Source organism: Chondromyces crocatus, assembly GCF_001189295.1.
Classification (GTDB): Bacteria; Myxococcota_A; Polyangia; order Polyangiales; family Polyangiaceae; genus Chondromyces; species Chondromyces crocatus.
In genome coordinates this window covers 7,189,631-7,211,764 of sequence record NZ_CP012159.1, presented here as the reverse complement: position 1 = coordinate 7,211,764, position 22,134 = coordinate 7,189,631, and the positions used below count along the sequence as shown (strand labels likewise).

General features: G+C 68.5%; 5 protein-coding genes. All 5 read right to left on the bottom strand.

Features of this window, described 5'->3' with window-relative positions:
• Positions 1–25 precede the first annotated feature (25 nt).
• Genes CMC5_RS26240 through CMC5_RS26220 form a run of 5 tightly spaced genes read right to left on the bottom strand, consistent with a single transcriptional unit; the run spans position 26 to position 22,127 of the window.
• Entirely contained in the window at positions 26–874 is an 849-nt protein-coding gene (locus tag CMC5_RS26240; RefSeq protein ID WP_179955482.1) for a 3-hydroxyacyl-CoA dehydrogenase family protein, read from the bottom strand.
• A gap of 47 nt (positions 875–921) precedes the next feature.
• Complete coding sequence (locus CMC5_RS26235) at positions 922–6,528, bottom strand: type I polyketide synthase (protein ID WP_050432983.1); 5,607 nt, start codon at positions 6,526–6,528, stop codon at positions 922–924.
• Between the two features lie 5 nt (positions 6,529–6,533).
• A complete protein-coding gene (locus CMC5_RS26230) occupies positions 6,534–12,155 on the bottom strand; it encodes a type I polyketide synthase (protein WP_050432982.1) in 5,622 nt (1,873 codons plus the stop codon).
• A 1-nt stretch (position 12,156) separates the two neighbouring features.
• Positions 12,157–16,392 (bottom strand): type I polyketide synthase, encoded by a 4,236-nt coding sequence (locus CMC5_RS26225; protein ID WP_050432981.1) that lies wholly within the window; start codon positions 16,390–16,392, stop codon positions 12,157–12,159.
• Positions 16,389–22,127, bottom strand: a complete 5,739-nt coding sequence (locus tag CMC5_RS26220; protein ID WP_050432980.1) for a type I polyketide synthase — start codon at positions 22,125–22,127, stop codon at positions 16,389–16,391. The genes CMC5_RS26225 and CMC5_RS26220 overlap by 4 nt, the downstream gene beginning before the upstream one ends.
• Between the last annotated feature and the right edge of the window lie 7 nt (positions 22,128–22,134).

Genomic DNA, 22,134 nt, shown 5'->3' with positions numbered 1-22,134 from the left:
CGAGCGATGGCGTTCCTGAGAGAGTTCAGCCGTACGGGTAGAACCCGCGACCGGTCTTGCGTCCGTGCAGGCCCGCGTCGACCAGCTTCCGGAGCAGGGGACAGGGGCGGTACTTGCTGTCGCTGAAGCTGTCGTGGAGGACCTCCAGCGAGAGAAGGATGGTATCCAGGCCAATGAGATCCGCTGTCTCCAGGGGGCCCATGGGGTGTCCGAAGCACCCCTTGAAGACGCGATCCACGTCCTCCGCCGAGGCGACCTGCTCGTGGAGCAGGTAAATCGCCTCATTGATGGTGAGCATGAGGACGCGGTTCGAGACGAAACCCGGCGCGTCGTTGACCAGGACCTGCTCTTTGCCCATGCGGGTGAGCAAGGCGCGCGTGGTCTCGAGTGTCTCCTCGGAGGTGTGGTAGCCGCGGATCACCTCCACGACCCGCTTCATCGGAACGGGGTTCATGAAGTGAATGCCGACGATCTGGGCAGGACGCTTCGTCGCGGCGCCGATCCGGGTGATGGGAATGGCCGAGGTGTTGGCGGCGATGACGCAGGATGGCGCGCAGATCCGGTCGAGGTCACCGTACAGCGGGCGCTTGATCTCCCACTTCTCCGTGACGTTCTCGATGACGAACGAGGCGGCCGTGAGGCGCTCGAGGTCGGTCGTGGTCTCCACGCGAGAGAGGACCTGCTCCGGCCCTTCGTTCGAAGGGGCCTTCTTGAACAGGAGCTGCATCCGGACGCCCTGGTGGATGGTGTCTCGGGCGCGGCCGAGCTGCCCCTCGTCAATGTCGACGAGAATGACCTGGTGACCGGTCTGGGCCAGGTTCTGCGCCACGCCGGCGCCCATCACGCCGGCACCTACAACGCCTACGATGTTCATGCTCAATGTCGGGCCTCGATGGTGAAAGTGGACGGCGCCACGCTCCCTCAGCCTGATCCAGGGCGAGTGCCGTAGAGGTTGTAAATGGGCGAGTTCTCGTAGAGATCGTCCTGCTCCGCGACCACCTGGAAGCCGTGGGCCCGCAGGGCATTCATGGCCTTGTCGAGCCCACCGTCGATGTCGTGGACCTCGAGGACGACCTGTTGAATCCTGGGCCAGTCGGCCGGGTCGATGCCTTCGAGGACGTCCAGCTCGCTCTTCTGGACGTCGACCTTCAAGAGATCGATGCGCTCGACGCCGTGTTCGCGGATCACATCCGACAGCGGGCGGAGGTGGCAGCTGAAGGTCTCGCTCTTGAACCGCTCCTCGATCAGCTCTTCGAGGTGCTCCATGACGCTCTCCATGCCGGTCTTGTCGGCGCGCTGCTGGTTGTGGAGGATGGCGCGGAAGACCTCCTGCTCCTCTTGCAGGTTCGCGTAGAACGACGACATGCCCGAGGAGCTCGGGTAGAAGGTGAGTTCCGCGGTCCTCGATCGGTTGGAGACGCCCGTGTTGATCAAGGTCGCATTGACCTGATGGCGGGTGGCGTTATTGCGGAGGATCTCGAAGACGGGGGGGGCCGGCTCGAACGAGAAAACGCGGGCCGTCGGGCAAACCTGGCCCACGAAGAGGGTGAAGAGGCCGATGTTGGCGCCGACATCGAAGACCGTGGCCGAAGGGGCCAGCTGAATGCCGTTCTTGTAGTAGACCCGCTTGACGAAGATGTCGTCATAGAAGTGGTCCGTCTCGGCCTTCCCCAGGTGGTGAATCTCGAGGCCATTGGGCAGGGTGTAGCGGCGCGCCAGCGGACGGGGGGCGGCCGGAGGGCTCGCCGCCTGGTCGGGGCGTGGTGGCGTGGTGACCTCACCTGCGGCGGCTGGCTTCGGGCCGAGGTGCTGGGCGACCTCTGCCGGGCTGAGCTCCTGGATGCGTGCGACGAGCAGCGACTCGATGAGCTGGGCCAGGTCGGAGATGGTCGGGGATTCGAAGACGCGGCGCAGGGGGATGTCGAGCCGGTAGGCCTCCCGGAGGCGGGAGACGAGCTGCGTGGCGATCAGCGAGTGGCCACCGAGGTCGGCAAAATCATCGTGGATGCCGACGGGGTCGACCCCGAGCAGGTCCTGCCAGATCTCGGTGAGCCGGCGCTCCATCGGGGTGCGCGGCGCGACATAGGTCGTACCGAGCGCGGGGCGTGGCCTTGCCGTCCGGAAGCGCTGGCCGAACTGCTCCAGATCCTCGGCGTGGGTCATTCGACCCAGCTCCTCCATGCGTGGCCCCAGCAGACGAGTGGACACGATGACCTGCGGGAGATCATGGGCCAGGGCCCGCTTCAGGACCTCGATGCCTTCGGCCGTGGTCATGGCCGTCTGGTAGTGCTCCTCTCGCCAGGCCGCGAAATCGCGAGGGCCGCCGATCTTGAAAGCAGCGCCGACGTCCTTCCAGTCGTCCCAGTTCAACGAGAGGGTGGCCGTCGGTCGCCCGGAGCGGCTGTGAGCAAAGGCGTCGAGGAAGGCGTTGGCCGCGACATAGTCGACCTGGCCAGGACCACCGACGACACCCGTCAGCGAGGAGCAGCTGATGAACAGATCGAGCTGGCGACCGGCGAGCGCGTGGTCGAGGTGCAGGAGGCCGTGGACCTTGGGGGCGATGATGCGGGTGGTCTCTTCTGGAGACTTGCGCACGATGAGGTTGCCACCGAAGTCGCCCGCGGCGTGGACGATGCCGTGGAGCGCGCCGAACCTGGCGATGCTCTGCTCAAGGGCGCTCTTCACCTGCTCGGCGTGGGTCACGTCGGCGATGAGGGGAAGGACCTCTCCGCCGAGGGCCTCGATCTCGCGGATGGCCTGGAGCTTCTGGCTCGTCGCATCGGTGGAATCATGGGTGGCGAGCCAGTCGTTCCACTGTTCTCGTGCGGGGAGGGGTGAGCGGCCCACGAGGGCCAGGCGCGCTTTGACCGTGCGGGCGAGGTAGGTGGCGATGGCGAGGCCGACGCCACCCATGCCGCCCGTGATGAGGTAGGTGCCTTGCTGGCGGAGGCGAGAGGGCGTGCCGGTGCTGGGCGAGAGCTGGACGGGATCGAGGGTCTGCACCCAGCGGTGCGGTCCGCGGTAGGCGACGATGGCGTCGCGGACGTCGGTTCGGAGTTCGGCGACGAGCTGGTCGAGCTGCGTGGTCGCCGAGCCCGCGGCGTGGGCGTCGATGTCGAGATCGACGCTGGTGCAGCGGACGGTGCGATGCTCCTGAGGGATCACCTTGCAGGGGCCGAGGAGGACGGCACGCTCGGGCCGCACGGCTTCGTCGCCACGGACGGCCTGCAGGTGTGTGGAGACGAGCATCAGGTGGACGGGCGCCGTGGGAGCGAGGTCTGCGAGCGCCTGAGCGATGAAGAGGGGGCTGTAGAAGCCCAGGGCCAGCGCGCTCTCGGACGGCGCTGCACCTGGGGATACCGCCTCGGGATCCGTCATCCAGAGATGAACGATCGCCGTCGGGAGCGCGTTCCGCGCTCGGAGGTCGCTGAAGAGGCTGTGATGCTGCGCGCTGGAGCGAGGATCGATCGTGTAATGCCCGGATTCCGTTCGCGAATACTCCGCGCCCGGGCTGACGAGCGTGACCTTGCCGTCCAGCGCGTGGAGACGCGCTGCGAGCGGGGGTGCGAGCCGCGCGTCGGCGAAGATCAGCACCGAGTTCGTCGAGGCGTCATGCTGACCCCTGGTAGGCAGCAGGGACCGCTTCCAGGAAGGAACGTAGAACCAGTCGTCGAGGGGCCGCTTCTCGTTCGGCGCCGTCGTTGCGGGGAGGGAAAGGGCAGCGGGCGTCGAGCGGGAGAGCTCGGACCAGTGGCGTCTGCGCTCGAATGGATAGGTGGGTAGCGACACGCTGCGACGTCGCAAGCCCTCGTGGTAGGCCTCCCAGTCGATGCTCCCGCCGGCCTGCCACAGTCGCCCGAGGGTGCGCTGGAGGAAGGCGACGTCCGGCTGTCGGTCATAGGCGCTGCGCAGCGTGGGGAGGGTGATGGGAGGCACCGCGCCTTCCTGAGTCTGCTGGAGTGCGAAGCTGCCGAGGGTCTGCCCCGGGCCGACCTCGAGCAGGATCCTGCGCCCTTTGCGGGACAGCTCGGTGAGCCCGTCGGCGAACCGGACCTCCTGGCAGAGGTGGGCGACCCAGTAGTCAGGATCGACGGCCTGGGCAGGGGTGATCCATGTCCCGGTGACGTTGGAGAGGTACGGGATGCGCGGGGCCGAGAGGCGGAACCCGCGCACCATCTCGATGAACTGCTCCCGGAGGGGAGCCATCATCGTCGAGTGGAAGGCGTGGGTGGTGCGGAGGCGACGGAAGGTGATGTTCCGCTCGGTGAGCTGCTCTTCGAGGCGCTGGATGCCGTCGATGGGTCCAGCGATGACGCTCATGGTCGGCGCGTTGCTCCCGGAGAGGGAGAGGTCGCTACCGAGCAAGGGGAGCGCTTCGGCGCGAGGCAGAGGGACGGCCAGCATGGCTCCCTGGGGCAGTCCTTCGATGAGACGAGCCCGGCGGCCCACGAGGGTGGCGGCGTCTTCCAGCGGGAGGACGCCGGCGATGCAGGCCGCGGTGTACTCGCCAATGCTGTAGCCGATCATCTCGCGGGGTTTCACGCCCCAGTCCATGAGGAGGCTGGCGAGCGCATACTCGACGGAGAAGATGGCGGGCTGGGCGAGGAACGTGCGGTCGATGGCGGAGCTGGGCGCGTCCTTGCCCCCGGCGCCACCGAGGAGCATGCGGCGTAGATCGATGCCCGAGGGCTGCGCGGCGGGCGTCGACGCGGAACTCGCGGGGTAGAGCTCGCTCCGCAGATCGAGGCCGATGTGAGGTTCGAGGAGTGTCGCGCACGCGTCGATGCGCGCGCGGAAACGCGGCTCTGCGTCGTAGAGCGCGCGGGCCATGTCGACGTACTGCTCGCCGAGGCCCGGGAAGAGAAACACGACCGGGGTGTCCGACGCAGGTTGTGCGCTGGTGAGCACACGACGTGGATCGCGTGCTCGGAGCGCCGTGAGCGCGTCCTGACGGTCATTGCAGACCAGGGTGCGACGGTACGGGAGGGCTGCCCGTCCGAGCACGTGGGTGGAAGCGATGTCGGCGATGTGCTGGTCGGCGTGCTGCTCCAGGTGATCCGCGAGGCGATCGGTGACGCGCTCGAGCGCGGACGGGGTATGTGCGGAGAGCGCGAGGAGCTGAGAAGCTCGGACTGCGGTGGACGCAGTCGTCGCCGGTGCTTCTTCCAGGATGACGTGGGCGTTCGTCCCGCTGAACCCGAAGGAGCTGACGCCAGCGATGCGGGCCTTTCCTTCACTCGCCTGCCAGGGCGTCAGGACTCCGGGGAGCGTGACCGGCAGCTCGTCCCAGGGAATGTGTGGGTTCTTCTCCTCGACGTGGATCTGGGGGGGCACTTCGCCGTGCTTCAGGCAGAGGACGGCCTTCATCAAGCTGGCGACGCCAGCGGCCGTCTCGAGGTGGCCGAGGTTCGCCTTGATCGAGCCGACGAGGACCGGCCTGTCCAGGGGGCGCCCCTCGGAGAGTACGGCGCCGAGGGCCTGGACCTCGATGGGATCCCCGAGCGCCGTGCCGGTGCCGTGGGCCTCGACGAACCCGACGTCTGCCGGCTGGACGCCAGCGACCTCGAGGGCCTTCCGGAGGAGCGCCTCCTGCGCGAGGCCGTTCGGCGCCGTGAGGCTGCTGCTGCGGCCATCCTGGTTGACGACCGTGCCGCGAATGACGGCATGAATGGTGTCACCTGCGGCGAGCGCGTCGGAGAGGCGCTTGAGGACGACGATGCCGCAGCCCTCGCCACGGACGAAACCGTCCGCGCCTGCCGCGAAGGCCTTGCAACGGCCGTCCGGTGCCATGGCCATGAGCTTGGAGGCGATGAGGGTGGAGAGGGGCGAGACGACGAGGCTGACGCCGCCAGCGATCGCCATGGTGCACTCCCGTTGCCGCAGGCTCTGGCAGGCGAGGTGCACGGCGACGAGGGAGGACGAGCAGGCCGTGTCCACGGAGAGGCTCGGGCCCCGGAGGTCGAGGCGGTGGGAGATGCGGCCGGCGGCGATGCTGGAGGCATTGCCGGTGCAGAGGAATGCGTCACCGATGCTCGCCGGGTCGCGCTGATCGAGCTGCAAGAACATGTACTCGTTGGCGCCGATGCCGACGAAGACCCCGGTCGCACTACCGGCGAGTCGATCCGGGCGCTGGCCAGCGCTCTCGAGGGCTTCCCAGCTCACCTCGAGGAGCAGCCGTTGCTGGGGATCCATGCGCTTGGCTTCGAGGGGAACGATGCCGAAGAAGTCGGCGTCGAAGCCGTCGATGCGCTCCAGGTAGCCACCGCGGTAGCTGCCCGGGGCACCCTCGGTCGGCCGGGGCTCACCGCTGGTTTCCGGGACGCGATCTGCAGGGAGATCCGTGATGGCGTCACGCCCGTCCCGCAGCAGGTCCCAGAGCGCCTCCGGCGTGTCGGCGCCTCCAGGGAAGCGGCACCCCATCCCGATGATCGCGATGGGCTCCGGTCCAGGCTGGAGGAGCCCACCGAGCAAGGCGCGCTTCTCCGGCGTGAGTTTCTGGATCAGCTGAAGCAAGGGATCGTTGGTCATGACTTTCACGAGGGCATGAGGAGCGAGCGGAGATCGCCTTCCGAGAGCTCGGCAGCGGCTTCCAGGATCTGGGCGAGCTCGTCGTCTGCGGTCGTCGCGGCGGCTGCGGACCGAGGAGGTTCGGCTGTGGGTCGTCGAGGTGCGGGTGGCTGAGGTGAGTCGGGCGAGGGGACCAGCTTGGTGAGCAGGTGCTCGGTCATCGCGTCGATGGTGGGGTAGCTCCAGATGAGGGTTGCCGGCAGGCGGATGCCCAGGCTGGCTTCGAGCTGGTTGCGCAGCTCGACGGCCATGAGGGAATCGAAGCCGAGCGTTCCGAGGGGGCGCTGGCAGTCGATCTCCTGGGTGGGTTCGAGGCGCATCACGCGCGCCACGGTGCGCTGCAGGCGGGCAGCGAGCAGAGGTGCGCGCTCCGTCGGGGCGGCGTCGAGGAGCAGCTGGCGAACCTCGTCGGGAGACGTCGGGTCCGTCTCGGGCTCGTCTCCCGGTACTTCAGCCAGCTCGGCGAAGAGCGGTGACGCCGCTGCTTGCGGGTAGAAGCGACGCCAGCGCGCAAAGTCGAAGGGAATGGCTCCGATCTGAGCCTCGGGCCGTCCGAGCAGCTCCCCGAAGAGCGCGAACCCGTCGTCGGGCTGGATGCTTTCGAAGCCGCTGGCCTCGAGCCGCGCGCCCCGGTTTGCTTGAGCTGCCGCAAGACCCACCTCCGCCCAGACCCCCCAGTTGATGCTGAGCGCTGGCAGGCCGAGCGCGTGGCGGTGATGCGCGAGGGCGTCGAGGAATGCGTTGGCGGCACCGTAGCTGCCTTGCCCGGGGGAGCCGAGTAGCGAGGCCCCCGAGGAGAAGAGGACGAAGAAGTCGAGTGGGGTGTCGAGCGTCGCGAGGTGCAAGTTCCAGGCGCCTTCGACCTTGGGAGCGAGCACACGAGCGCACCGCGCTGCCGTCTGCTGGCGGAGCACCCCGTCGTCGAGAACGACGGCGGCGTGGACGATACCGGCGAGCGGCGGCATCTCACGCTTCATCTTGGCGACGATCCCCTGGAGGTGGACTGGATCTGCGACATCCCCCTGCGCGAAGACGATGCGCGCGCCGCTGCTCTCCAGCGCATCGAGGGTGGAGCGAGCTGCTGGGGTGATCGGGGAGCGGCCCACGACGACGAGATGTCGCGCTCCTTGCTCGATCAGCCAGCGCGTCAGGCGCAGGCCAATCCCGCCGAGACCTCCCACGATCAGGTACGTCGCGTTCTCTCTGAGCGCTGCCGGCGGGCGTGACGCGGGCGCGGAGGTGTCGCGTCTTGCGAAGCGTGCGACGAGGCGGGTGTCCCCGCGGAGGGCGAGCTGATCCTCGACATCATCGGCCACCAGCTCGCGAACCAGGGCGTCGAACTCGAGCGGCGTGGAGGCGGGGTCGACGCCGAGATCGATGCCGCTGCAGCGGAACTCGGGGTGCTCGTGCTGGATGGTCCGCACCAGGCCCCACGCGAGGGCCTGATCGGGCGCGACGGCTGGGGCCGGGGTCCCGATGGCCTGCGCGCCGCGGGTGACGACCCAGAGCCGGGGCGGATCCTCGAGACTGGCGTTCGCTGCGACCTGAACGACCTCCAGAAGCGTGTCGAACCCGCTCTCTCGCGCTGCTGAGAGCGAGCGTGGCTCGGCAGAGGCGTCGGCATCGAGGCTCGCGAGGTGGACGATCCCGTGACAGGGAAGTGCGTCGTGCCGGAGAGCGCCCTGGATGAAGCGCTGGCGCTCCTCCATCGAGACACCTCGCGGGACGAGCAGGCAGGAGTCGCCACGCGCTTCGAGCTGTCGAAACAGCCGCTCTCCGACGCCCGTGCCGTCGGAGAGCAGGAGCCATCGTCGTGGGGTCTCATGCTCCCCGTGCAGGACCGGCGCCTTCTGGCGGAACGCGATCCCGTACTGCCAGGAGGCAAAGCGCTGGCGCCGCAGGCCCGGCTCGCGATCGAGCGGTGCTGCGCGGAAAGAGCGGGCTTCGGCGAGGACGCGGCCCTGCTCATCGAGCAGGGTCACGTTGGCTTCGAGCGAATCGCCAGCGCCATCTCCCCCATGAAGGAGCTGGACATGACTCCAGAGCGTCGTGTCCGACGGAATCGCTTCGTGGAGTGTGAACCTCGCGACGCCCGTGGGGAGGAACGTGACGTCGCGTCCAGCGCCTCCAGGGAGCGCTACCTCGATGGCCTGGAAGCAGGCATCGAGCAGGACAGGGTGAATACAGAACGTTCCAGTTCCAGCCGTCGGTGGGAGTCGGATGCGGCCGAGCGCCTCTCCATCTCGGCGAAAGAGTTCCTCGATGGCCTGGAAGGCCGGGCCGAACTGGACTCCGCGGTCTGCCATGCGCCGGTAGTGCTCACGGCCAGGGACGACCTCGCCGCACCGGGCGCGCAGAGCATCCAGGTCGACGACAGCCGGTGGGTTCATGGACGCCCGCGGGGGGTCGCGAGGGATGCCGCCGCGCGCGTGGCGTGTCCAGGTGGCGGGCACGGCGCTGCTGGAGCCTGCAGGGAGGCTGAAGAGCTGGAAGGTGGTCTTTCCGGAAGGGTCCGCGCTCACGGCGAGCTGAGCGACACGCGAACCCTCTTCGGGCAGGAAGAGGGCTTGTTCCAGATGCACGTCTTCCACCGCGCCAGCGCTGGCTCCGGAGGCCTCGAAGGCGGCAGAGAGCGCGAGTTCGAGGAACATCGCACCAGGAGCGATGAGGAGGCCACGGACCCGGTGATCGTCGAGCCAGGGGAGCGTGGCTTTGTCGATCTCCAGGGGCCACAGCCGAGCGCCTGGCAGGAGCGGTGAGGTCACGTGATTTCCGAGCAGGGGATGACCTGCCACCGCTGCGCGCTGCACCTCCCGGCGTGGAGGAGTGCTCGGGAGCTGGTCGACCCACGCGCGCCGGTGTTGCCACGGATAGGGCGGAAGCTGGACGTTTCGGCTCGTGGGATGGATGCGCTCGAAAGGGACCGCGTGGCCGAGCGTGTAGAGGGCTCCGAGCGACTCGAGCAGGACCCCTCGCCCCGGCTCGCCCCGCCGGAGGGAAGGGATCGCGGCACCATCGACCCCGGCATGGGCCAACCCTTCCTCGATGAACGAGGTGAGGAGTGGGTGCGGACTCAGCTCCAGGTAGACGTCGTGCCCTTCGGCGAGGAGCGTCTGGAGCGCTGGCCAGAACAGGACCGGCTGGAGCAGGTGGCGCACCCAGTGGGCGACGCCGAGCGACTCCCCGTCGACCTGCCCGCCAGCACAGCTCGAGTACAGGGGGATCTCTGCACTCCGCGGGACGATGTCGGCGAGCGCGTCTTCGAGCGGTGCCTGGAGGGGGGCCATCCTCGGCGTGTGAGAGGCGACGTCTGCGACGCCCTCGCCGCAGAAGATCCCCTGCTGCGTCAGCGAGCGCAGCACGTCCCCGAGGGCGGCGCCGTCACCCGAGAGCACCGTGAAGCGCGGGCTGTTGCTGGCCCCCACGTGGACATGCTGCTGGTAGCCGGCGATGGCGCGACGTGCGTCTTCGAGGGAGAGCTCGACGACGGCCATCGCACCCCGGCCGGTGACGCCGGCCAGCAGGGCGCTGCGGCGGCAGACGACCTTCACGGCGTCCTCGAGGCTCAGCGCGCCGGCCACGTGTGCCGCTGCGACCTCCCCGACGCTGTGCCCGATGATCGCCGCAGGCTCGATGCCCCACGCACGCCAGGTCGCTGCCAGCGCCACCTGCAAGGCGAAGAGGGTCGGGTGAAGGGTCTCGATCCGGTCGAGCGTGGTCGCATCGGCGCTGCCCTCGAGCGCCTCGCGAACCGACCACCCTGCCTCGGCGCGGATGGCCTCGTCGCACCGGAGGAAGGCGCTGCGGAAGCTCTCCTCTTCGGCGAGGAGCTGACGACCCATGCCGGTCCACTGCGACCCGTGAGGAGCGAAGACGAACACGATGCGACGCCAGCCATCGAAATGCTTGCGACCCACGTGGATGCCTGGGCCCTGCCGGCCCTGCAGGAAGGTGTCGAGGCGATCGCGGAGCTGAGCGTGTGTGGTACCGACGACGGCGAGCCGGTGCTCATGGTGGAAGCGACGTCTCGAGGCGCTGGCGCAGACATCGGAGAGCGCAGGGCCGCCCTCGCGCTCGGCGTCGGTGAGCTGCCCGCGATGGGCCCGAGCGAGGGCGACGAGTGCATCCGAAGTGGCAGCTGAGAGCGGGAGCAGGTGGGCGCTGTGGGGGGGCTCGGTCGCCCGGGGCTGGACGGGCAAGCGCGGCGCTTCCTCGATGACGACGTGGGCGTTGGTGCCGCCCATACCGAAGGCGCTGAGCCCCGCGCAGCGCGGGGAGTCCGTGCTGGGCCAGGGCGTCAGCTCCGTGGCGATGCGGAAAGGTGTCCCCTCCAGAGAGATCTTCGGATTGAGCTGCGTAAAGTGGGCCAGCGGGGGAATCGCCTCGTGCTGGAGCGCGAGCAACACCTTGATGAGACCGCAGACACCGGCGGCTGCTTCGAGGTGCCCCACATTGGTCTTCACGGCACCGAGGACGCACGTCCGCCCATCCTGGCGCGGTCCGCCGAACGCCTCGGCGAGCGCCTCGAACTCGATGGGATCCCCGAGCGCGGTGCCAGTCCCGTGGGTCTCTACATGAGAGATCTGCGACGCATCGAGGCGCGCGTTGTCGAGCGCTTGCCGGATGACCGCCTCTTGTGAGGCACGGTTCGGCGCCGTGAGCCCGGCGCTGCGACCATCCTGGTTGACGGCAGAGCCACGGACGACCCCGAGGATGCGGTCCCGATCGGCGAGGGCATCCGAGAGGCGCTTGAGCACGACGACGCCGCAGCCCTCGCTGCGAACGAAGCCATCCGCGCGAGCGTCGAACGCCTTGCAGCGTCCATCGGTGGCCATCATGCCCCACTTCGAGAGCGAGATGGTGAGTTCGGGGGCCAGGATCAGATTGACCCCACCGGCCAGGGCGAGAGAGCACTCCCGTCGACGCAAGCTCTCGCAAGCGAGATGCAACGCCACCAGAGAAGAAGAGCAGGCCGTATCCACGACCAGGCTGGGCCCCCTGAGATCCAGCAGATAGGAGATGCGGTTGGCGGCGATGGTCAGCGCAGAGCCTGTACTCGTGTGGGCTTCGATCCGATCGCGATCGGCCGCTTGAAGGAGCAGGTAGTCGAACGTGCAGAGCCCCATGAAGACGCCGGTCCGACTGCCGCGGATGCCTTCATGAGCATGGCCCGCGTGGTCGAGCGCCTCGTGGGCTACCTCCAGGAGGACGCGGTGTTGCGGATCCATCCGAGCGGCTTCGCGCGGCGTGATGCCGAAAAACTCGGCGTCGAACTGATCGACGCCTTCGAGGAAGCCACCCCAGCGGGTCGCCATCTTCCCGGGGGCTGACGGATCGGGATCGAAGAGGGCGCCGATGTCCCAGCGCGTTGCAGGGATCTCCGAGATGGCGTCCCCACCACGCGCGAGGAACTCCCAGAAAGCTTCTGGCGAACGAGCGCCCCCCGGGAAACGACAGGCCATGCCCACGATGGCGATCGGCTCGGCCGCGAGCTGTTTGACCGCATCACCGTCCGCGTGGAGCTGTTGTGCGAGATACGCGAGCTTGAGAGGCGAGAGCCTCCCGGTGGGAACGTTCGCTCCGGGCATCTCAGGCCCCTCCCTGCACGCCCAGCAGAGCCGCCAGGACTTCCTCTTCGGAGAGTGTCTCGACCTCTCGCACGAATTGCGTGAGGGAGCGCGTCATGACGCTCGACGCAGCGGCTGGTGATGCTGCCCTGGCGTGTGCGGTGGAGATGGAGTCATGCCGAGGCCCAGCCGCCCCGAGGGCATCCTCCCGGGGTGACGTCTCGTTTTGGTCCTCGAAGCTGATGTTCATCTCGCCAGCGAGGTGGGTCGCCAGCGCGGCGATCGTCGGATGAACCCAGAGCAATGTCGCCGAGAGAGGTATGTCGAATGCCTGCTGCAATCGGTTGCGGCATTCGAGTGCCATCACGGAATCGATGCCCAGCTCGGCGACGGGAACGAGGCGATCGATCCGGGAGGGGGAGAGCTTGAGCACCGCTGCGAGTTCTGCGCGGACGCGTGTCTCCAGGTTCTGACGTCTCGCCTGGCCGGAGCGCAGCGCGAGGAGGGCTTCGCGAGGCTCTCGCGAGCGCCGGGTCGTCGGAGCCACGGCAGCCTCCAGCCGCTGGACGACAAAGCCCCGCACATGAACCAGAACCCGTCCCTGATCGTCTCTGAGGAAGATCTCCCCCGTCATGCGCTCCGGCAGGTTTTTCTCCTGCTCGACCTTCATGTGACACCACCCCGCACGCGGAGCCGCACGCCCGTACACGCGCAACGCCCCCACCTGCGCAGGCAGATAGAGCACCGTTTCCCCTCCACCCTCATGGCCATTCCCTGACGCGACGACAGCGCCGAGGAGCTGAAAGCAAGCATCGAGCAATGCAGGATGAATCCGGTGGTTCTGCGGCGCGTCGAGCGAATCTGGCAACCGCACCCGTCCGAGGACCTCTCGCTGACCCAGCCAGATCTGCTCGACACAACGAAAACTGGGGCCGAACTGGAGACCTCTGCGTTTCAGCGCCGCGTCGTGCTCCTCCACGGAAACCTCGGTCGTGCAGCGAGCGCGCAAAGCGTCGAGCGAGTCGGGGGCGCGTGTCGAATCCTCCTCGCCCGGATGCACGCGTCCTTCAGCATGAAGCGTCCAGGGGGCGTCGCTCTCCTCTGCAGCGCGGCTCGAGACCTGAAACGTGAACTCCTGGGTCGAGTTCGGAAGGAGAGCGATCTGGAACGCCCGGGTCGCCTGCCCTTGCAGGAAGAGAGGTGCACGGAAGGAAACCTGGCTCAGCCGACTGCCTGTGTGTCCGAGGGAAGCGGCAGCGGAGAGTGCGAGATCGAGGAAAGCAGCCGCCGGCAGGACGGGGTGCCCGTGGAGGCGGTGGTGGTCGAGCCAGGGGAGGGAGCCCAGAGAGAGGGCGTCGAGGTGCCAGAAATGGGTGCCCCGGTGGACCGAAGAGGCCAGATGGGCGCCGAGGAGCGGGTGATGCTGCCCCTGGGCATGCGGCGTGGTCATGGAGCGCAGCGCGGGGGCGGCGTGGGGTGTCTGCTGGAACCAGAAGGCGTCGTGCTGGAAGGGGTAGGTGGGCAGGGCGGGGAGGGGAGCCGTACCCGGGAAGAGGGCGTGGACGTCGAGGTCGTGGCCAAGGGTGTAGAGGGCGCCGAGGGCGTCGAGCATGGCGGCGCGCTCGCTGTCGTCGCGGCGGAGGGAGGCGACGGCGGCGGGCTCCGCGTCGAGGGCGAGGAAGGACTGAGCGATGGCGTGGAGCAGGCCCGGATGGGGCGCGATTTCGAGGAAACGGCAAGGACCGTCGTCGAGGAGGCGGCGGACGGCCTGAGAGAAGAGGACGGGCTGACGGAGGTTGCGCGCCCAGTAGTCGGGGCCCATCTCGGTGCCGTCGAGGTGAGCGGCGGAGACGGAGGAGAGGATGGGGAGCGAGGCGGTGCGCGGCAGGAGGCCCTGGAGGGCGTCGAGGAGGCGCGGGAGCAAGGGGTCGACGTGGCGAGAGTGGGAGGCGACGTCGACGCGGACGAGGCGGCAGTAGACGCCCTGGGCTTGCAGGGAGTCGATGAGCTGCTGGAGGGGCAGCGGTTCGCCGGCGACGACGGAGGAGCGGGGGGCGTTGGACGCAGCGAGGTCGAGCAGAGGGAAGCGGTCGGCGAGGATGGGGCGGAGGTCGTCGTGGGAGAGGTCGACGACGGCCATGGCGCCGGTGCCGTGGAGGGAGCGGAGCAGGGCGCTGCGCCGGCAGATGACGCGCGCGGCGTCGGAGAGCGAGAGGGCGCCGGAGAAGGCGGCGGCAGCGACCTCGCCCATGCTGTGTCCGAGCAGGGCATCGGGGCGGAGGCCCCATGCGCGCCAGAGGGAGGCGAGCGCGAACTGGAAGGCGAAGAGGAGGGGCTGGAGGACGTCGATGCGGTCGAGGAGGGGGGCATCGCCGTGAAGCAAGGCGTGCTCGAGCGACCAGTCGACGAAGGGAGCGAAGGCATCGGCGCACCGTCGGAGCGCGTCGCGGAAGACGGGCTGGTGAGCGAAGAGCTGTCGTCCCATGCCGAGCCACTGAGCACCTTGACCTGGGAAGACGAAGACGAGGCGTGCGGTGCGGCTGTGCGGCTGGTGAGCGTGGGAGAGGCCCTGGCGAGGCTCGTCGTGGAGGAAGGCGAGGAGCTTGTCGCGGAGCGAGAGGCGGTCGTGGGCGGTGATGGCGATGCGGTGAAGGTGGTGGCTGCGCCTGGTGGCAGCGGCAGCGCAGAGGGAGAGGAGCGGGACGAGTGCGAGGGCGCCGTCGTCGTCGAGGCGGTCGACGTGAGCGCGTGCGAGGGCGCGGAGGGCCTCGTGGCTGCGCGCGGAGAGGAGGAAGAGCTGCTCGGCGGCTTCGCCCGTGGGCAGGGCCAGACCCGAAGCGGGTACGTCGACCTGCGCGGGCGCTTCCGGTGCCTCCTCCAGGATCACATGCGCATTCGTGCCGCTGATGCCGAACGAACTCACCCCGGCTCGGCGCTTTCTGCTGCCAGCGGGCCAGGAACGAAGCGTGTCGGGCAGGACCGCCGGGAGCTGCGTCCAGTCGATGCGAGGACTCCGGGCCTTCAGGTGAAGGTGAGGCGGGAACTGCTCGTGCTGGAGCGCCAGGATCACCTTCATCATCCCGGCGACCCCTGCGGCGGCTTCGGTGTGTCCCAGGTTGGTCTTCACGGAGCCGAGCACGAGCGGCTGCGCATCGCTTCTCCCGGGCCCGAACACCTCCCCGAGCGCCCTCGCTTCGATGGGATCCCCCAGGGAGGTGCCCGTCCCATGGGCCTCGATGCCATCGATGTCCTGCGGCGTCAGGCTCGCACGCTCGAGCGCCTTCCGGATCACGGCTTGCTGGGCGAGGCCATTGGGAACGGTGAGGCCGCTGCTCCGCCCATCCTGGTTGACCGCCGACGACGCCACGATGGCGAGGATGGGATCCCCTGCGGCGCGCGCGTCCGAGAGGCGCTTGAGCACCAGAACGCCGCAGCCCTCGCTCCGGACGAAGCCGTCTGCGCTGGCGTCGAAGGCTTTGCACCGTCCATCCGCAGAGAGCGCGTTGGCCTGGGACAGCGCGATGGACCAGCGAGACGAGAGCAGGACGCTGACACCGCCGGCCAGCGCGAGATCACAGTCCCTGGCGCGCAAACCGAGACACGCTTGATGCACCGCCACGAGCGACGACGAACAGGCGCTGTCGATGGCCACGCTGGGGCCGGTCAACCCGAGCTGGTGGGAGATCCTCCCGGCTGCGGCGTTGAGCGAGCTTCCCGTCGTGTAATGCAGATCGAAGCAGGCATCCCCGGCCGCCTCGGCCTGGAGGGCCGCGTAGTCACTGGCGATGATGCCCAGGTAGACGCCGCCCGGTGTCCCGGCGAGCCGATCCGGGGCGACCCCGGCATGCTCCAGCGCCTCCCAGCTCACCTCCAGGAGCAAGCGATGCTGCGGATCCATCCGCTCCGCCTCTCGCGGAGAGATCCCGAAGAAGCGCGCGTCGAAGCCGCGGACGTCATCGAGGAAGCCGCCCCACCGTGACGTCGTTTTGCCTGGTGTCCCTGGCGCGGTCGCATGGATCGACGCGACGTCCCAGCGATCCCCGGGCACGGTCGAGATCGCATCCACGCCGTCGCGGAGCAAGGTCCAGAGGGCTCCTGGACCGTTGGCCCCTGGAAAGCGACAGCCCATCCCGACGACCGCGATGGGCTCTCGGGCAGACCGCTCCGAGGCATCGAGCTTCGTCTCGAGTTCGTCGATGATCCGGAGCGCCCGCTTGAGGAGCTGTCCGCGACCGTCCTGTTCGTCTCTCCCGCTCATGTGCTGAGCCTCTTCTCCAGACCCGCCAGACGGCGCTCCAGAAGCGCCTCGGTTTCGTCCTCTTCGAGCGCGTCGAGGTCGTCGCCGTGGGACCCGAGCGAGCTGCTCGACGTCTCCTCGGTGCGCGCTTCCACGTGTCCCGTGGGAGCTGGCTCTGCCTCGCCGAGGTCGAGCTGCAGCACACGGCTCACCAGGAAGCCGGTGAGCGACGCTATCGTGGGATGATCGAACGCCAGCGTCGTCGGCAATGCATGGCCGAGCGTGACCTGGAGCCGGTTTCTCAGCTCCAGGCTCATCAACGAGTCCATGCCCAGCTCGAAGAACCCCTGGCGCGGTTCGATGGGGGTCGACGGAGGGAGGCGCAAGATCCTCGCGACTTCCTTCTGAATGGCGGCCTGAAGGAGGCTCTTCCGCGACCGTGGAGGCGCCTCGTGAAGCTTCACGAGGAGGGCGCTGCGTACGCCAGCGCCGCCCAGGGTCGGCGCCTCTGTGATCGCGATCGACGCGAACAAGGGCCTGCGCCGCCTGGCCTCGTACGAGGGCTTGAGGAGGCGCCAGTCCACGTCGGCCACGATCTGATGGACGGTGTCACCGGCGAGGACGCGCTGCATGGCGTCCAGCGCGCGGGCCGGGGCCATCCCGATCAGACCGACCTGCGCCGACCACTGCTGCATCTCCTCGGACGCGCCGCGGCCTTCGTTCCAGAGGCCCCAGGCGATGGACGACCCCGGCTGTGCCTTCTGGCGCCGGAGCTGCGCGAGCGCGTCGAGGAACTGATTCGCTGCCGCATAATGCGCGAGGCGCCCCGCTCCCCAGATGCCAGAGGTCGACGAGAACAGGACGAACAGGTCGAGTGGAGATGACGCCGCGACGTTGTGCAGGATCCACCCACCCAGGACCTTGGCGCGGCAGGCTGCGAGGAGAGCCTCCGAGGTCATCTCCCGGACCGGCAAAGGATCGACTGCCGACGCGGCGTGGACGACCCCGCGCAGCGCGGGAGAACTGTAGCCGAACCTCGCGAAGACGCGCCTCATCCCTTGCAGATCGGCGACGTCGACGGCGACCACGTCGACCGACGCGCCGGCTGCCTCCAGCGTGGCGATGGTATCCATGACGCGTCGACGTGGCGTGTCTCCCGGTTCCGTGGACCACGCCTCCCGCGGCGGAAGGCCTGCCCGGCCGAGCAGCGTCACGTGGCGCGCCCCTCGCTCGACAAGCCAGCGAGCGACGCGCAGGCCGACGCCTCCGAGGCCACCGGTGATCAGGTAGCTCCCATCCGGCTGGATGACGGGCAGCGCCGTGAATGAAGGCGGCGTGCTGTCGACGCGGGCGAGGCGAGGGACATGACGGATCCCTCGCCGGAATGCGGCCTGGTCTTCCTCTCCACCGTGGGTGATCTGTGCCATGAGCAGCCGAGCGCTCTCGCCATGCGCTCCCTCGTCGAGATCGACCAGGCCACCCCAGATCGCCGGATGCTCCAGTCCCACGCTCCGACCGAACCCCCAGAGCGCTGCTCCCTGGACGTCGAGCCGCTCGGATGTGCCGTCGAAGGCCTGGGCATTGCGCGTGACCAACCAGAGACGCGGAGGGGACGGCCGGTGAGGTTGGGTGAGGGCTTGCACGAGCGTGAGCGTGCTGCCGCAGGTGAGGTGCAGGCTGCGCTCGAGATGAGCCAGGGACTGTGCCACCGCCTCGTCGCCGACCGCGCCAGGCTCGGGCACCGTGCCGTCGAGGCTCCACAGATGGATGACGCCGTCATAAGGCATCCCGCGGGCCTCCGCCTCATCGAGCAAGCGCGCCACATGATCGGGCCGGCCCGGAACGATGACGACGCGCGAGTCCGTGACCGTTTCGTACTCCGCGCCCGGCCGCACCTGGACGCAATGCCCTTCGCTCTGCTCGATCTGTCTGGCGAGGGCCTCCGCGACACCCGTTCCGTCAGCGAAGAGCAGCCAGCGCCGTCCGTCGCGGTTCGTCGAGACATCGAGGGGGCTGCGCTCCCACTGCACCTCATAGCGCCAAGCATCCAGCGCCGAGCCAGCTCCAGAGATCGCATCCGTTCGGCTCGCGCGTCGCAAACGCAGATCCAGAAGCTCGACGATCGTCCGCCCTCGTTCGTCGAGAAGCCGCACGTTTCCCAGCGCACCCCCGTCAGGCACCTCGTGGGATTCCGCATGACTCCAGCAAGGTCGGCCAGCACGCTCGCCCCATCGCACGGACCCGATCGACGCCAGCAAGAGAGGCCCTCTCTCCCCAGCGCATGGACCACCCCCTGGCAGCGTCGACCCGAGCACCTGCAGCGCTGCGTCGAGCAGGGCGGGGTGCAGGGTGTAGTCCTGGGCCTCGTGGCGCAGCCCCTCTGGTAGCTCGATTCGCCCGAGCGCCTCTCCATCGCGGCGCCACAGAGAGTGAACGCCGCGGAGCAGGGGACCGAAGGCGAGCCCTCCCTTCTCGAGCTGCTCATAGAAGGAGGCAATGTCCACGAGTTCTGGGCACCGGCCCTGGATCTCCAGGACATCGAACTCACGACGTGCCGGCTGGCCCGAAGAGAGCCCCTCTCGCACCACCTCCACGATCGCATGCCGCTGGAAGGGGGTCGTGTCCTCGCTTCCTTCTTGCTGCTGCCGACTGAAGACCTCGATCTCGAGCGTCCCTGGCTGTCTTTCGGTGCAGATGGTCTGCACGGTCGTCGTCGAATCGAGGATCGTCAGCGGAGCGTCGAGGCTGAGATTGCGCAGAGAATGGTCTCCACCTCCCAGCGTCTCGCGTGCCGCAGCAAATGCCATTTCGATGTAGGCAGACCCGGGCATGAAAGCGGTGCCATTCAATCGGTGATCCCCGAGAAATGGCAGCCCGTCGACGCTGTGCTGAGCCTCGAAGACGGGGTGAGCCGTCAGGAGACGTGCCCCCAGGAGAGGGTGTCGCCCGCGGGATCGCGCGAGAACGGGCGCGGGATCGCCGTCGCGCGAGGAGAGGTCGAGCCAGTGCCGCGTCCGCTGGAATGGGTAGGTGGGGAGCGTGATACGGCGACCACCCGGATGCATCTTGCTGAAATCGATCGGAGCCCCGTGCGCATACAGCGCGGCGACGGATTCCATCAGGACGTCCTGATCCACTGCGTCTCGACGCATGGAAGGAAGCGCGATGCCGCCAGCGCCTCGCTCGGCAATCGTCTGTTCGAGGGCCGTCAGCAGCACGGGGTGCGGGCTCAGCTCGATGAAGATCCGCCGACCTTCGTCGAGGAGACTCCGGATCGCGGGAAGGAACTGGACGGGCTGGCGCAAGTTGCGCACCCAGTAGCCAGCGTCGAGATCCTCACCGAGTGACGTCTTGCCGGTCACCGTGGAGCGAAGAGGGGTCGACCCCCGCAGGGGGTGCAGTCCCTCCAGCGCGGTGAGCAGCTCCTCTCGAAGCGGGTCGACGTGGGGGCTGTGAGAGGCAACATCGACCCTCACCGGGCGGCAGAAGACATTTTGACGCTGCAAGTCGTCCAGGAGGGTGGAGAGCGGCGCAGCGTCTCCGGCCACGATGGTGGTGGTCGGTCCATTGATGGCTGCAATGCACAGAGCGCCATGGTGGGGTCCAATGATCTCTTCGACACGCCAGGCGGGGAGCTCGATGACCGCCATGGCTCCCCGCCCGCGAACCCGCGTCAGCAGCGCACTTCGCTTGCAGATGATCCGCGCCGCGTCGTCGAGGGACAGCGCTCCAGCGACGCAGGCGGCGGCCACCTCGCCCATGCTGTGGCCCACCACGACGTCCGGGATGACCCCCCAGTGCTTCCACAGCGCGGCGAGCGCGACCTGCATGGCGAACACGGCTGGCTGGATGCGATCACTCCGGTCGAGCCAAGTCCCGTCGGCATCCTCGCGCAGCACGTCGGACAGCGACCAGCCACCATGACGCGCCACGGCGTCGGCGCACTGCTCGAGGGCAGCGCGGAATACGGGCTCGCGCGTCGAGAGCGTTCGACCCATTCCAGCCCATTGCGATCCCTGACCTGGAAACACGAAGACGACGCCGGGGGCGCTCGACGTGTCCACACGCGACGTCGCCACGCGAAGAGAGGGCTCTCCTCGCAGATGACAGTCCAGCTGCTCGACCAGCGCGCTGTGCGTGGCGCCGACGACGGCGAGCCGATGGGCATGGTGGGACCGTGCCGTCCCCGCCGTGTGGCAGACGTCGACGAGCGAAGGGGCAGGATCGCTCGCTGTGCTCGTCAGGAAATCTCGAAATGAGCGCGCCAGGGCTCCGAGCGCCTCCGGTGAACGCGCCGACAAGGGGAGTACGTGAAGGGTCTCGGAAGCTTGCGCCTCGCGACTTGCCGGCCGAGAAGCCAGCGCGGCGGCGTCCTCCAGAATGACGTGTGCATTCGTCCCACCGACCCCGAACGAACTCACGCCAGCACAGCGGCGCCCGCCCTCTCGGAGCGCAGGCCAGGGCGTCAGGGCGGTCGGAATGGCGAGCCGTGTCCCCTCCAGGCGAATGCGGGGGTTGAGCGTGGTGAGGTGCAGGTGGGGAGGGATGGCGGCGTGCGCCATGGAGAGCACCACCTTGATCAACCCCGCGATCCCCGCGGCGGCTTCGAGGTGGCCGAAGTTCGTCTTCACCGAACCCACGAGACACGGCGTACCGTCCGGCTGCGGGCTCCCGAAGACCTCGGCCAGAGCCTCGATCTCGATGGGATCACCCAAGGGCGTCCCCGTCCCGTGCGCCTCGACGTACGAGATGTCCGACGGGGCGAGAGAGGCCATCTTCAGCGCCTGGCGGATGAGGTCCGCCTGAGCGCGGGGATTGGGCGCCGTCAGCCCGGCAGAGCGACCATCCTGGTTGACGGCGGAGCCTCGGATGAGCGCGAGGATGCGGTCGCCATCGGCCTGCGCGCGGCTCAAGCGCTTGAGCACGAGGACGCCCGCACCTTCCCCCCGCGAGAAGCCGTTGGCCGAGGCGTCGAAGGTCTTGCAGCGCCCGTCGGGCGCGAGGACCTGGAGCTTCGACAGCAGAATGCTCGGCCTGGGCGACAGGATGAGGTTCACCCCGCCTGCCAGCGCGATGTCGCTCTCCCCGGTGCGGAGACTCTGACAGGCGAGGTGTACGGCGACCAGCGACGAAGAGCAGGCCGTGTCCACGGCGAGGCTGGGGCCGCGCAGATCGAGCAGGAACGAGAGTCGCCCAGGCAACACGCTGTGGGCAGTCCCTGTGGCGTTGTAGGCGTCGTGGATCGCCTCCACCGACGTGTCCAGCCACTGATAATCGTCGTTGTAGACCCCGACGAAGACCCCGGTCGCCGTGCCCGCCAGCGACGCCGGCACGATCCCCGCGTCTTCCAGCGCCTCCCAGGACGTCTCCAGGAAGAGGCGCTGTTGCGGATCCATCAGCGCCGCTTCGCGTGGAGACAGGCCGAAGTACTGCGGATCGAAGCCATCGACGCCCTCCAGGAACCCTCCGCGACGCGCATTCGTCTTGCCAGGGGCCGTCGGATCCGGCGAGTGAAAGGCATCGATGTCGAACCGCTCGCGGGGGAACTCGCGTGTCGCGTCCACCCCTTGGCGGAGCAGCTCCCAGTAGGCGCGAGGGTTTGCTCCCCCAGGGAAGCGGCAGCTCAAGCCGACGATGGCGATCGGCTCGTGCCGCGCGCGTTCGACCGCGTCGAGGCGCGTCTGCATCTGCTGCAGCGCATCGTAGGCCTGTCGGAGAAGCGCCTTGTAGTCGGGATTTCTCGATGCTTCGCTCATGGATCCA

Bases quoted from the DNA above. Each gene is read 5' to 3' on its own strand.
- CMC5_RS26225 (WP_050432981.1), bottom strand. From the start codon at position 16,392: ATGAGCGGGAGAGACGAACAGGACGGTCGCGGACAGCTCCTCAAGCGG.
- CMC5_RS26240 (WP_179955482.1), bottom strand. From the start codon at position 874: ATGAACATCGTAGGCGTTGTAGGTGCCGGCGTGATGGGCGCCGGCGTG.
- CMC5_RS26235 (WP_050432983.1), bottom strand. From the start codon at position 6,528: ATGACCAACGATCCCTTGCTTCAGCTGATCCAGAAACTCACGCCGGAG.
- CMC5_RS26220 (WP_050432980.1), bottom strand. From the start codon at position 22,127: ATGAGCGAAGCATCGAGAAATCCCGACTACAAGGCGCTTCTCCGACAG.
- CMC5_RS26230 (WP_050432982.1), bottom strand. From the start codon at position 12,155: ATGCCCGGAGCGAACGTTCCCACCGGGAGGCTCTCGCCTCTCAAGCTC.